Below are 11,708 nucleotides of genomic sequence, written 5' to 3' on the forward strand. Positions count from 1 at the left end.
GGTCAGGGCACACGAACCGAACTTCAGGAGGGGCAAGACCGTATGTGCGGAATTGTGGGTTACATCGGCAAGCGCGACGTGGCACCGCTGCTGCTGGAAGGTCTCCAGCGGCTGGAGTACCGCGGCTACGACTCGGCGGGCATCGTCGTCAACAGCCCGAAGTCGGCGGCGCTGAAGGTCGTCAAGGCCAAGGGCCGGGTCCGCGAGCTGGAGTCCCGCGTCCCCAAGCGCTTCGCCGGCACCACCGGTATCGCCCACACCCGCTGGGCCACCCACGGCGCCCCGAGCGACATCAATTCGCACCCGCACCTGGACGCCGACAACAAGGTCGCCGTCGTCCACAACGGCATCGTCGACAACGCCTCCGAGCTGCGCGCCAAGCTGGAGTCCGAGGGCGTCGTCTTCGTCTCGGAGACCGACACCGAGGTCATCGTCCACCTGATCGCCCGCTCCCAGGCCGACTCCCTGGAGGAGAAGGTCCGCGAGGCCGTCAAGGCGATCGAGGGCACCTACGGCATCGCCGTCATGCACGCCGACTTCGCCGACCGCATCGTCGTCGCCCGCAACGGCTCCCCGGTCGTCCTCGGCATCGGCGAGAAGGAGATGTTCGTCGCCTCGGACGTCGCCGCGCTCGTCGCCCACACCCGCCAGGTCGTCACCCTCGACGACGGCGAGATGGCCACCCTGAAGGCCGACGACTTCCGCACCTACACCACCAGCGGTGCCACCACCACGGCCACGCCGGAGACCGTCGAGTGGGAGGCCGCCTCCTACGACATGGGCGGCCACGACACCTACATGCACAAGGAGATCTCCGAGCAGCCCGACGCGGTCGACCGCGTGCTGCGCGGCCGGATCGACGACCGCTTCAACACCGTGCACCTGGGCGGCCTGAACCTGGACCCGCGCGAGGCGCGCGGCATCCGCCGGGTCAAGATCCTGGGCTGCGGCACCTCGTACCACGCGGGTCTGATCGGCGCCGGCCTCATCGAGAGCATGGCCCGCATCCCCGCGGACGCCGAGCCGGCCTCCGAGTTCCGCTACCGCAACCCGGTCGTGGACCCCGACACCCTGTACATCGCCGTCTCCCAGTCCGGTGAGACGTACGACGTGCTCGCGGCCGTCCAGGAGCTCAAGCGCAAGGGCGCCCGCGTCCTCGGCGTGGTCAACGTGGTCGGTTCCGCCATCGCCCGCGAGGCCGACGGCGGCGTGTACGTGCACGCCGGCCCGGAGGTCTGCGTGGTCTCCACCAAGTGCTTCACCAACACGGTCGTGGCCTTCGCGCTGCTCGCCGTGCACCTCGGCCGGATCCGGGACCTGTCCGTCACCGACGGCAAGCGGATCATCGAGGGCCTGCGCAAGCTGCCCTCGCAGATCCAGGAGATCCTGGAGGGCGAGGACGAGATCAAGAAGCTCGCCGCCGAGTACGCCGAGGCCAAGTCGATGATGTTCATCGGCCGGGTCCGCGGCTACCCCGTGGCCCTGGAGGCCTCCCTCAAGCTGAAGGAGATCTCCTACATCCACGCCGAGGCCTACCCGGCCTCCGAGCTCAAGCACGGCCCGCTCGCCCTCATCGAGCCGGCGATGCCGACGGTCGCGATCGTCCCCGACGACGACCTGCTGGAGAAGAACCGCGCGGCGCTGGAGGAGATCAAGGCCCGCAGCGGCCGGATCCTGGCCGTCGCCCACCGCGAGCAGGAGAAGGCCGACCACACCATCCTCGTGCCCAAGAACGAGGACGAGCTGGACCCGATCCTGATGGGCATCCCGCTCCAGCTGCTGGCGTACCACACCGCCCTGGCCCTGGGCCGGGACATCGACAAGCCGCGCAACCTGGCGAAGTCCGTCACGGTCGAGTAGGCACCGCCTCCACGAGGCACGAAGGCCCCCGGGGGACGATCCCCGGGGGCCTTCGCGGTTTCGCTCTTCGCCGTTTCGCTCCTCGCCCTGCCCTCAGCCCGCGGCGACCGCGCCGCGGCCCGAGGCCTTGCCGAAGGCCATCGGCCAGTGGGCCAGGGACGCGGTGGCCCCGTACCAGGCCAGCAGGCCGGACACGGCCGCGACCCAGCCGCCCGCCTTGGCGAGCCCGGCGCTGTCCGCGAACGCGGCTATCGCCAGGAGGACCAGGGAGAGCGTCAGCAGGGCGTACACGCCCTGGCCGAACACACCGCTCGCGGCGGCGACCGTGAGGGTCAGCGCGAGCATCGCGAAGAGGACGAGAAACGTTCCGGCTGCTTCCTCGGAGGAGGAGCCGCCCGCGCCCTTGGCCCAGGTGAACCAGAAGACGCCGAGGCCCGCGAACGCGGTGCCGTTGAACCCGTTGCCGCCGCGGTACTCCATGAGCCCGAGGAGGAAGAGGGCCGCGCCGCCGACGTACATGGCGAGCGAGACGGAGTTGGCGGCGGTGACACCGTCGAGGATGCCGGTGTGGCCGATTCCGAACGCGAGAAGGGTGAGACCCAGGGCGATGTTCCCCAGGGTCGAAGTCGAGGCCGTGCTTCCCGCAGAGACACCATTGTCCACGGCGGGCTCCCTTCGATCTGCAGTTGTGTGCTGCGTCCCAGCAGCATTTATCTACCCTTTACAAGGGGGTTCACAACCGCACAATCGACATACAGTGGGTTACGGAATGACAACAACGGGTCGCTGCGCCCGCTTCGCCAGCCGCCCCGCCACCGAGCCGAAGATCCGGCCCACGATCCCGTGCGTGGAGCCCACCACGATGGCGTCCGCCGAGTACTCCCGGCCGACCTCCTCCAGCTCGTGGCAGATGTCCCCGCCCCGCTCGACCAGGATCCACGGCACCTCGGCGAGGTAGTCCGCGCAGGCCAGCTCCAGCCCGAGCACCTCGGTGCGGTGGTCCGGCACGTCGACGAAGACGGGGGGTTCGCAGCCGGCCCACACGGTGGTGGGCAGCCGGTTCGCGACATGGACGATGATCAGACCGGAGCCGGAGCGCCGGGCCATCCCGATCGCGTAGGCGAGGGCTCTCTCACTGGAAGTGGAGCCGTCGAAGCCCACCACGACCCCGTGCCGGAAGGCCGGGTCGCAGGGGAGGCGTGTCTGTTCCACCGCGCGCAGGTCGCTCGATGCGGAATCGGCGAGGGGTTTGCGCTTGCGGTCCGCGGGTTCGGAGAATTCGTGACCGGCCATGGGTGTCTCGACGAAGAGTCCTCGGGGAGGCGACGGGGGCGATTTCGGCGACGCAGGTAGGTGACGCGGTGGACTTCGACGCAGGGTCCTCAACGACGCTGCGTGACGGGGCTCTGTCCGGGAAGCATCTTCCCAAGCCCTTACCCACCAGGGTACGGCGACACTCCTGTCCTGCACAGGGCATGCCGCCCTTGGAGAGCGTCCCAGGGAGCATGCCGGAGTGGCGGCGCCTTGGCAATGTCCGCTGCCCCCTACAGCCAGTGACGAAGCGGGTGTGCGCCACCCGTGCGCGCAGTGACCGAGCCCCGCACCGGGGCGTTGGACACGAGTCCGACCGTCCAGGAAGAGCCCGCAGGGAGTACGCCGTGCCCGGCCATCCGGTTCACCCCGTCCAGCCCGTCCAGCCCGCTCCGCCGACGCAGCCCGTCCCGCCGTCCCCTTCCTCCCGCCCTCCCTCCCGCCCCTCCTCCCTTCACCCGTCCGTGCAACACTCCGGGCGCGCCCATGACGACCCCGCGGGTGACGTGGTGCGCTGGGCCGCCTTCAGCTGCCTGCTCGTGCCCGTGGTGCTGGTCGTCTACGGGACCTCCTACGGCGGGGCCGCCGTGGCCACCCTGGGGCTGGCCGCCGTCACGGCCGCCTGCCGGGTGCTGCTGCGGTACTCGGAGAAGTCGGAGCGGGCCGCCGCCCGGGTGTTCGCGGAGGACGCCCTTCCGGGCGGGCACCGCGGCCGGCATTCCCGCAGCGGGTCCGGTTCGCACCGCGGATGCCACGGCTCCGGCGGGATCTCCCCTCACGACTGACCGGTTCGCACGTACACACCCGGTTGTTTTCAGCCAACTTCCGGACGAGGGTCCCCCCTTGCCGGAATGTCCCCCCAACCCCCCTACCACCAGCGACGACAGGCGCCAGGGGGTGTCACGACCCCATGGGTACTGGCCATGGCCGGACGGCAAGCTTCCCACCCGGGTAGCGGAGTGGAACGCTTCCTGATCGAATGCTTTTCGCCAAGTTGCCAAGTCGACATAGCGCTGCGTGCTGAACTTGTCACGCCGACACCACGGGACGCAGTAGATTCGATCATGTATTTACGGCGGGGGATCCACGTGCAAGGCCGAGGGGAAACGTGCAGGTGCGACCAGACCAAGGAGTCGCGACACCCAAGGGGGGCTTAGCGCCATGAGCCAGGATTCCACCGCCGTCGTCGCGGACGCGGGCCGGAAGCTCGCGGGGCGTCGCCGCAGGGAGATCGTCGCGGTGCTGCTGTTCAGCGGCGGACCGATCTTCGAGAGTTCCATTCCGCTGTCCGTGTTCGGCATCGACCGGCAGGACGCGGGAGTTCCACGCTATCGACTGCTCGTGTGCGCCGGGGAGGACGGTCCGCTGCGGACCACCGGCGGACTCGAACTGACCGCGCCGTACGGGTTGGAGGCGATCGCCCGGGCAGGCACGGTCGTCGTTCCGGCCTGGCGGTCCATCACTTCACCGCCGCCTCCGGAGGCGCTCGACGCACTGCGTCTGGCGCACGAGGAGGGGGCCCGGATCGTCGGCCTGTGCACGGGAGCCTTCGTGCTCGCCGCCGCCGGGCTGCTCGACGGCCGGCCCGCGACGACGCACTGGATGTACGCGCCGACGCTGGCCAAGCGGTACCCGTCCGTCCACGTCGATCCGCGCGAGCTGTTCGTCGACGACGGCGACGTGCTGACGTCCGCGGGCACCGCGGCCGGAATCGACCTGTGCCTGCACATCGTGCGCACGGACCACGGCAGCGAGGCGGCCGGGGCACTGGCCCGCCGGCTCGTCGTCCCGCCGCGTCGCACGGGTGGCCAGGAGAGGTACCTCGACCGGTCGCTGCCCGAGGAGATCGGCGCCGACCCGCTCGCCGAGGTCGTCGCCTGGGCACTGGAACACCTCCACGAGCAGTTCGACGTGGAGACGCTGGCCGCCCGCGCCTACATGAGCAGGCGCACCTTCGACCGGCGGTTCCGTTCGCTGACCGGCAGCGCGCCGCTCCAGTGGCTGATCACCCAGCGGGTGCTCCAGGCACAGCGGCTGCTGGAGACCTCCGACTATTCGGTGGACGAGGTCGCCGGGCGCTGCGGGTTCCGTTCGCCCGTCGCCCTGCGCGGTCACTTCCGTCGGCAGCTGGGGTCCTCCCCGGCCGCCTACCGTTCCGCCTACCGGGCACGGCGGCCGCAGGCCGACGTGTCCCCCGTCTCGGAGCTCTCGGGTTCGCCGGTCCCGCACCAGCGCACCCCGCAGCCCCAGCGGGCGGCGGCGGCCCTGGCCGCCTCCGGCCCGAGCGTGACGGAGCTGTACGCACCGGGACGGGTCCTGCGCGAGCACGCGTAGCGACCGGACCGGGCATCGCCTGACGAGGGTCCCCCACATCGGCCACATCGGCCGGGCACCAATGTGGGGGACCTTCGGCATAAGGTGGGGCGCATGAACGATCGCATGGTGTGGATCGACTGCGAGATGACCGGGCTCTCGTTGACGGACGACGCACTTATCGAGGTGGCCGCACTGGTCACCGACTCGGAGCTCAACGTGCTCGGCGAAGGCGTGGACATCGTGATCCGCCCGCCGGACGCGGCCCTGGAGACCATGCCGGACGTGGTGCGCGAGATGCACACCGCCTCCGGCCTGCTCGACGAGCTGGCCGCCGGCACCACCCTGGCCGACGCCGAGGCACAGGTCCTCGCGTACGTGCGGGAACACGTCAAGGAGCCGCGCAAGGCCCCGCTCTGCGGCAACTCGGTCGGCACCGACCGCGGGTTCCTGCTGCGGGACATGGGCGCGCTGGAGAGCTACCTGCACTACCGCATCGTGGACGTGTCCTCGGTGAAGGAGCTGGCGCGCCGCTGGTACCCGCGGGCCTACTTCAACAGCCCGCCGAAGAACGGCAACCACCGGGCGCTCGCGGACATCAAGGAGTCCATCGCGGAGCTGCGCTACTACCGCGAGGCGATCTTCGTCCCGCAGCCCGGACCCGACTCGGACACCGCACGGTCCATCGCCTCCAAGCACGTCGTGGCCGGCGAGTAGCACCCACCGGAGCGGGGCGCGGGAATGCGGGGAGCGAGCACCCCTCCGGACCCTGTACCCTTTTCTTCGGCCGGTCGTTCTGCGACCGGACATGGTGGGTGTAGCTCAGTTGGTAGAGCACCTGGTTGTGGTCCAGGTGGCCGCGGGTTCAAGTCCCGTCACTCACCCTGTGGGAAGGCCCCGGTACGCGAAAGCGGACCGGGGCCTTCCGCTTTTTTGACGAGACGGCCGACGAGACGGCCGGCGCTACAACCTACGAGGACTCGCGGACGATCAGCTCCGTCGGCAGGAGCACCGCCGCTTCCCGGGGCCCGCCGCCACCGCCGTGCTCTCCCGGTATTCGCTCCCCCTGTATGCGCTCCAGCAGCAGCCGCGCCATGGTCCGGCCCAGCTCCACGCCCGGCCGGCGCACGCTGGTCAGCGGCGGGTCCAGGTGCCGGGCGAGGGGTGAGTCGCCGAAGCCGACCAGGGCCACGTCCCCGGGGACCCGCAGGCCGGCCGCGCGCAGCTCCCGCCGGGCACCGACCGCCATCAGGTCGCAGCCGGCGAAGACGGCGTCCGGCCGGGGGCCGCGCGCGAGGAGCTCGCGCATGGCCCGGCGCCCTCCCGCCTCGGTGCAGTCGCCGACGGATATCCGGGGCTCACCCACACGCCGCCCGGCGGTGTCCAGGGCCCGCCGGTACCCCTCGAGGCGGCGCCGGGCCCCGTACACCTCGGGCGGGCCGGTCATCGCCGCTATCGCGCGGCGGCCCCGCCCGAGGAGGTGGCGTACGGCCGCGGCCGCACCCCCCAGATCGTCGAAGTCGACGCTGGGCAGCGGCTCCTCGACCGAGCGGCGTCCGCCGATCACCACCGGGACCCCCAGCCCGGCCACCAGCTCCGGCAGCGGGTCGCCGACGCGGGCGGACACCAGCAGCACCCCGTCCACCCGGCGCCCCGACAGCTGCCCGGCCAGCCGGCCGCGCTCCCGGTCGTCGCCCGCGAGGGTGAGCACGAGCTGCACATCGGCCTCGGCCAGGGCGGCGCCGGCCCCGCGCACCACCTCGGAGAAAGCCGGTTCGAAGAAGAGCCGGCCCCCGGGCTCGGGGACGACCAGGGCTATCGCACCGGCCCGGTCCCCGGCCAGCGCGCGGGCGGCCTGGTGGGGCACGTACCCCAGCTCGGCGACGGCGGCCTCGACGGCCTCCCTGGCCCGCTCGCTGACCCGCGGCGAGCCGTTGACCACGCGGGAGGCGGTGCCCCGGCCGACCCCGGCCCGGATCGCGACCTCCTCCAGGGTCGGCCGTACCCCACCGCGCCCGTGACCGCGCCCGTGACCTGGGCCCTGACCGTGACCGTTCATGGCTGCCTCCCGTCCGCCGAATCTACCGCTGTGGACCGGCTCGCCCTCCGGACTCCGGAATTCCTGCTCAGGTCCGGATGGTGCCGGTAAGGTGAGTCGGCGACTCCCTGACACAGATTCTGCGCTCCGCACTCTCTGCGTCACACAGACAAATCTCAGGCTTGGAGAGGCCGATGTCAACGGACTCCACCCGTTCGGGTGAATGGAGCCGCGCCGAGCTGCTGGCGCGCATCGTGACCGGAAGCCGACGGCAGCACGCCGACTTCACGCTCCTCAGCCAGGCCGTGGCCGATCAGGTGGGCCTGCACCCCACCGACCTCCAGTGCGTCGCGCTTCTCGGCATGGAGCCCGGCCCCGTGGCCACCGGCGACATCGGCCGCCTGACCGGCCTGACCTCCGGCTCCGCCACCCGGCTCGTCGACCGGCTCGTCAAGGCCGGGATCGTGGAGCGGCAGGCCGACCCGCACGACCGCCGCCGCTCGCTCGTCGTCCTCGCGGCCTCCGCCCGCGAGCGCTTCGCCGCCGCCTGGGACGCACCCGGCCGGGCCTTCGGAGCCGTGCTGGAGCGCTACTCCGACGCCGAGCTCGCCGTCATCGCCGACTACCTCCAGCGCGCCGCCGAGGTCGGCCGCGACCAGGCCGAGCGGCTGAACTCCGAAGCCTCCGGCTGACGGGCGCGCCGCCGCCCCGCCGCCCCGCGGACAGGGGCTTCCGAGGCGGGCGTTCCGCGTCTAACGTCCCGGGCAACGGGCAACGACGCGCGCCGGAGACACGGGAGGGTCGGCGTGCGACTGGAGGTTGCCCCGTGTCCCGTCCGTCCCGTCCGTCCCGTCCCACAGTCGGATCCCCCGCCCCGTCCGGTGTCCGCGGCGTCCTCGCCCTCGGCGGAGCCGCACTGCCCCTGTTCGCGTTCCTCGCACGGCTGCCCGCCGCGCTCTGCCCCATCGGCACCCTGCTGCTCGTCAACCAGCGCGACGGCATCGGCGACGCCGGCACCCTCGCCGCCGCGCTCTGGCTCGGCCAGGCCCTCGGCGGCCCGGTCATCGGCAGGCTCGCCGACCGGCGCGGGCACCGGCCGGTGCTGCTCGGGGCCTGCGCGGCGAACGCCGTCGCGCTGGCCGCGCTGGTCACCGCGATCCTCGGCGGGCTGCCACTGGCCGCCGACGCGGGGCTCGCCGTGGCGGCCGGGCTGACCGTCCCGCAGGTCGGGCCGCTGGCCCGGGCCCGCTGGGCGCGGCTGGCCGGCCCGGACAAGGCCCTGCTGGGCTCCGCCCTGTCCTTCGACACCACCCTCGACGAGGTCGGGTTCGTGGTGGGGCCCGCGCTGGCCGGGATCCTCGCGGTGACCGTGCACCCGGCCTCGGCGCTGGTCCTGGCGGCCGTCCTGATCCTGGTGTTCGGGACCCTGTTCGCCCTCCACCCGAGCGCGCCCGGGCCGGTCGCGGCGCCGGGCGCGCGGGCAGGCGTACGGGGAGACGTACGGGCAGGCGTGCCGGGCGGCGTGCGGCTGTGGTCGCCGGGGCTGGCCCTGCTGTTCGCGCTGGCCGTGCTCCAGGGGGCCGCGTGGTCCGGGGCGAACACGGGGGTCAACGCGCTGGCCGAGTCCGTGGGCGAGCCGGGCGCGGCCGGGCTGGTGTGGGCGGCCATGGCGGTGACCAGCTCGCTCGCCGGGTTCCTGACCGCGGCCCGGCCGGGCCCGGCCGACCTGAGCGTGCGGCTGCGCCGGACGATCGCCGCGCAGGCGGTGCTGACCCTGCCGCTGCTGGCCGTGTCGGGGCTGTGGGGCGCGGCGTGGGCCGTCGCCGGGATCGGGCTGGCCGTGGCCCCGCACCTCATCGCGCTGTTCGGGCTGGTGGAACGCACCGGTCCGGCGGAGCGGATGGGCGAGGCCATGACCGTGCTGGGCAGCGGCCTGATCGTCGGTCAGGCCCTGGCCGCGGCGGCGGCCGGGCCGCTGGCCGCCGCCTACGGGTACCGGGCCGCCTTCGCCGTCTCGTGCGGGGCGGTCGCCGTCTCGGCGGTGCTGGCGGCCGCGGCGGTGACCGGCGGCGGGATCCGCTTCGGCCGGCCCGGGGCCCCGGGGGCCTAGACCGGGACCGGGACCGGGGCCGGGGCCGGGGCCCGGCGGGGTGTCAGGACGAGGACTTCATCGCGGCCAGGCCCTTCGCCAGGTCCTCCGCGTTCATCACCGGTCCGACCTCGAGCTCGGCGTTGAACTGGAGGAAGAGGTCCTCCATCAGGGCCGGCATCTGCGAGCTTTCCTGGAGGTCGAAGACGATCCAGCAGGACCGCACGCCCTCGTGCAGCCCGAAGTAGGCCGCCTCCGGCTTGACCTTGTCCATCAGGTTCTTGATCGCCTGGGGCAGGGCGCCGGTCTTGATGCCCTCGTTGGTGGCGGCGGTGTCCATGTGGGCCCTGAGCATGACTCTCATGCGCGGCTCCTTCCGTCACCCCCACCCTCGGCGCGGTGCGGGGGCGCGGCAACATCTGCGCCCCCGTCCGGGCGGCGGGGTGCCCGGTACCTCAGGCTCCCTGGATGTGGAAGTTGAACTCCGAGTGCCCCAGGGCGCCCATCAGCCGGAGCCAGATCGGCAGGAGCATCTCCGTGCCCCGGGCCGTCTCGATGCCGCCGAGGTCGAGGATCGCGCGGTCCGGCCAGCCGAAGGAGGTCAGCAGGGCGTGCACCTGCTTCTTGGCTTCCGCGTCCTCGCCGGACAGGAAGACGGTGTGGTCCCCGGCGACCCTGGACGGGTCGACCATGATCTGGCAGTTCATGGTGTTGAGGGTCTTGACCACCCGCAGCTGCGGGAAGGTCCGCTGGATCAGCTCGCCCAGGCTGTCGTCGTCGACGGGGTCGAGCCGGGGCGGGAAGCCGTGCGAGAAGTCCAGCGGGTTCGCGACGTCGATCAGGATCTTGCCGTCGAGGTGCGCGGCTTCGGCCGCCGTCAGGGCGTCGATGCTGACCTGCCCGCCGGTGGCGTTGATCAGGGTCCCGCCCTCCCGCGCGGCCTCCCGGAAGGTGGTGAGGTGGGCCGTCGGGTGGGCCTGGCGCCACTCGGCGTACTCGGCGCGGGCGAGGGTGGCCTCGGGGTCGCGGGTGCCGGTGACCACCTCGTGGCCCAGCTCCAGGAGCCGGGCGCCGATCGTCCGGCCGACGACTCCGGTGCCGAGGATTGCGTAGCGCATGGGGATGTCCAATCAGGGAACCAGCGAGGGGGACGGCACGGGCCGTGAGCGGCACGACCGCCCCAACTCGCGCAGCCCGTACGGTATTCCACGCGTCCGGACCGGCAGGAGCGTCAGTCCAGGATCCGGACGTCGTAGAAGAACCGGTACCGGTCCGGGTCGTCCGGCAGGAACCAGTGGAGGCCCTCCTCCAGGAAGACCGCCACCAGGTTGACCGCGATGACCGCCCCCAGGAAGCCCAGGGCGAACAGCCCCGCCGTGCGGTACGCGCCCGGGTTCGCGGCCGGGATGGCCCGGTCGGCGGTCGAGTGCGCGAAGGCGAGGACGATGCCGATGGCGACGACCGAGGCGGTGAAGAGGATCCACGCCCACACGTACAGGTGCAGTCCGAAGGCCTCGCTGCCGTAGCCCTTGTCGCCGGGCAGGATGTGCAGCATCGTCTGCCGCCACGCCGCGAAGGAACCCGCCGTCACCGCCACCAGGGCCAGGCCCCAGCCCATCATGTAGTCCCGGCCGGTCACGGCGCCGAAGGTGAGCGCGGTGCGGATGACGTGGCCCGCCCCGATCGCCGCGAGCAGCATGAACATCCGCTGCACGATGCAGAGCGGGCAGGGGTACTCCCACAGCCCGAACTGGTAGAAGAGGCCACCGCAGACGACGCCCGTCCAGCCGATGACGAAGAGGCAGGCGAACCAGTACTGGACCCGCCCCAGCAGCCCGCCCTCCAGCGGGGTCTCCGGGACGAGGCTGCTCATCGCGGCCACGGTCAGTAGCTCAGGGTGAGGGCGAGGCTGCTGGTGATGTGGTGCGCCATCAGCAGGATGACGGCGATCAGCATGACCCACCAGGCGCCGAGCACCACCGTCCGGGACGTCTCCCGGTACATGGCGATCAGGGTGGCGAGGAGCCCGCCGAAGATGAGGGTGTCCATGAGGCGGACCGTACCGACCTGCGGTCTTGGCTCCCGCGCGGCACGCCC

General features: G+C 72.2%; 13 protein-coding genes and 1 tRNA gene. 7 read left to right on the forward strand and 7 right to left on the reverse strand.

Features of this window, described 5'->3' with window-relative positions:
* Positions 1 to 42: 42 nt before the first annotated feature.
* Entirely contained in the window at positions 43 to 1,860 is a 1,818-nt protein-coding gene (glmS, locus tag OOK31_RS31360; protein WP_267090753.1) for a glutamine--fructose-6-phosphate transaminase (isomerizing), read from the forward strand.
* Positions 1,861 to 1,953: 93 nt separating this feature from the next.
* Here glmS and OOK31_RS31365 read toward each other — a convergent pair whose 3' ends face one another.
* Together OOK31_RS31365 and OOK31_RS31370 are read right to left on the reverse strand one after the other, a co-directional pair.
* The gene (locus tag OOK31_RS31365; protein WP_267090754.1) at positions 1,954 to 2,523 is read right to left on the reverse strand and encodes an acetate uptake transporter; all 570 of its coding nucleotides are present in this window, start codon (positions 2,521 to 2,523) and stop codon (positions 1,954 to 1,956) included.
* 99 nt (positions 2,524 to 2,622) lie between these two features.
* Positions 2,623 to 3,153, reverse strand: coding sequence for a universal stress protein (locus OOK31_RS31370; RefSeq protein WP_267090755.1), 531 nt, complete (start codon positions 3,151 to 3,153; stop codon positions 2,623 to 2,625).
* Positions 3,154 to 3,635: 482 nt separating this feature from the next.
* Here OOK31_RS31370 and OOK31_RS31375 point away from each other — a divergent pair, with 482 nt between their 5' ends.
* The 4 genes from OOK31_RS31375 (at position 3,636) to OOK31_RS31390 (ending at position 6,368) form a co-directional block, all read left to right on the forward strand.
* Complete coding sequence (locus OOK31_RS31375; protein WP_267090756.1) at positions 3,636 to 3,956, forward strand: hypothetical protein; 321 nt, start codon at positions 3,636 to 3,638, stop codon at positions 3,954 to 3,956.
* Positions 3,957 to 4,332: 376 nt separating this feature from the next.
* Positions 4,333 to 5,505 (forward strand): helix-turn-helix domain-containing protein, encoded by a 1,173-nt coding sequence (locus tag OOK31_RS31380; protein ID WP_267090757.1) that lies wholly within the window; start codon positions 4,333 to 4,335, stop codon positions 5,503 to 5,505.
* Positions 5,506 to 5,598: 93 nt separating this feature from the next.
* A complete protein-coding gene (orn, locus tag OOK31_RS31385) occupies positions 5,599 to 6,201 on the forward strand; it encodes an oligoribonuclease (protein WP_267090758.1) in 603 nt (200 codons plus the stop codon).
* A gap of 94 nt (positions 6,202 to 6,295) precedes the next feature.
* Positions 6,296 to 6,368 (forward strand) — tRNA-His (locus OOK31_RS31390).
* A gap of 86 nt (positions 6,369 to 6,454) precedes the next feature.
* Here the strand turns inward: OOK31_RS31390 and OOK31_RS31395 are convergent.
* The gene (locus tag OOK31_RS31395) at positions 6,455 to 7,543 is read right to left on the reverse strand and encodes a LacI family DNA-binding transcriptional regulator (RefSeq protein WP_267090759.1); all 1,089 of its coding nucleotides are present in this window, start codon (positions 7,541 to 7,543) and stop codon (positions 6,455 to 6,457) included.
* A gap of 173 nt (positions 7,544 to 7,716) precedes the next feature.
* On the opposite strand from OOK31_RS31395, the gene OOK31_RS31400 reads away from it, so the two are divergent.
* Together OOK31_RS31400 and OOK31_RS31405 are read left to right on the forward strand one after the other, a co-directional pair.
* On the forward strand, positions 7,717 to 8,214 hold the full coding sequence (locus OOK31_RS31400) for a MarR family winged helix-turn-helix transcriptional regulator (RefSeq protein ID WP_267090760.1): 498 nt from the start codon (positions 7,717 to 7,719) through the stop codon (positions 8,212 to 8,214).
* Positions 8,215 to 8,348: 134 nt separating this feature from the next.
* The gene (locus OOK31_RS31405; RefSeq protein ID WP_267090761.1) at positions 8,349 to 9,632 is read left to right on the forward strand and encodes an MFS transporter; all 1,284 of its coding nucleotides are present in this window, start codon (positions 8,349 to 8,351) and stop codon (positions 9,630 to 9,632) included.
* Between the two features lie 43 nt (positions 9,633 to 9,675).
* Here OOK31_RS31405 and OOK31_RS31410 read toward each other — a convergent pair whose 3' ends face one another.
* The 4 genes from OOK31_RS31410 to OOK31_RS31425 form a co-directional block, all read right to left on the reverse strand.
* Complete coding sequence (locus OOK31_RS31410; RefSeq protein ID WP_267090762.1) at positions 9,676 to 9,975, reverse strand: hypothetical protein; 300 nt, start codon at positions 9,973 to 9,975, stop codon at positions 9,676 to 9,678.
* A 91-nt stretch (positions 9,976 to 10,066) separates the two neighbouring features.
* The gene (locus tag OOK31_RS31415) at positions 10,067 to 10,729 is read right to left on the reverse strand and encodes an NADPH-dependent F420 reductase (RefSeq protein WP_267090763.1); all 663 of its coding nucleotides are present in this window, start codon (positions 10,727 to 10,729) and stop codon (positions 10,067 to 10,069) included.
* 113 nt (positions 10,730 to 10,842) lie between these two features.
* Positions 10,843 to 11,484, reverse strand: coding sequence for a disulfide bond formation protein B (locus tag OOK31_RS31420; RefSeq protein WP_267090764.1), 642 nt, complete (start codon positions 11,482 to 11,484; stop codon positions 10,843 to 10,845).
* 11 nt (positions 11,485 to 11,495) lie between these two features.
* On the reverse strand, positions 11,496 to 11,660 hold the full coding sequence (locus OOK31_RS31425; RefSeq protein ID WP_267090765.1) for a DUF5993 family protein: 165 nt from the start codon (positions 11,658 to 11,660) through the stop codon (positions 11,496 to 11,498).
* Positions 11,661 to 11,708: the final 48 nt, after the last annotated feature.

The sequence above is a fragment of the Streptomyces sp. NBC_00249 genome (assembly GCF_026342355.1).
Taxonomy (GTDB): Bacteria; Actinomycetota; Actinomycetes; order Streptomycetales; family Streptomycetaceae; genus Streptomyces.

Excerpts from the sequence above, each read along its gene's own strand:
- glmS (WP_267090753.1), top strand. The coding sequence starts at position 43 with ATGTGCGGAATTGTGGGTTACATCGGCAAGCGCGACGTGGCACCGCTG.
- OOK31_RS31370 (WP_267090755.1), bottom strand. The coding sequence starts at position 3,153 with ATGGCCGGTCACGAATTCTCCGAACCCGCGGACCGCAAGCGCAAACCC.
- OOK31_RS31380 (WP_267090757.1), top strand. The coding sequence starts at position 4,333 with ATGAGCCAGGATTCCACCGCCGTCGTCGCGGACGCGGGCCGGAAGCTC.
- orn (WP_267090758.1), top strand. The coding sequence starts at position 5,599 with ATGAACGATCGCATGGTGTGGATCGACTGCGAGATGACCGGGCTCTCG.
- OOK31_RS31395 (WP_267090759.1), bottom strand. The coding sequence starts at position 7,543 with ATGAACGGTCACGGTCAGGGCCCAGGTCACGGGCGCGGTCACGGGCGC.
- OOK31_RS31400 (WP_267090760.1), top strand. The coding sequence starts at position 7,717 with ATGTCAACGGACTCCACCCGTTCGGGTGAATGGAGCCGCGCCGAGCTG.
- OOK31_RS31410 (WP_267090762.1), bottom strand. The coding sequence starts at position 9,975 with ATGAGAGTCATGCTCAGGGCCCACATGGACACCGCCGCCACCAACGAG.
- OOK31_RS31415 (WP_267090763.1), bottom strand. The coding sequence starts at position 10,729 with ATGCGCTACGCAATCCTCGGCACCGGAGTCGTCGGCCGGACGATCGGC.
- OOK31_RS31420 (WP_267090764.1), bottom strand. The coding sequence starts at position 11,484 with ATGAGCAGCCTCGTCCCGGAGACCCCGCTGGAGGGCGGGCTGCTGGGG.
- OOK31_RS31425 (WP_267090765.1), bottom strand. The coding sequence starts at position 11,660 with ATGGACACCCTCATCTTCGGCGGGCTCCTCGCCACCCTGATCGCCATG.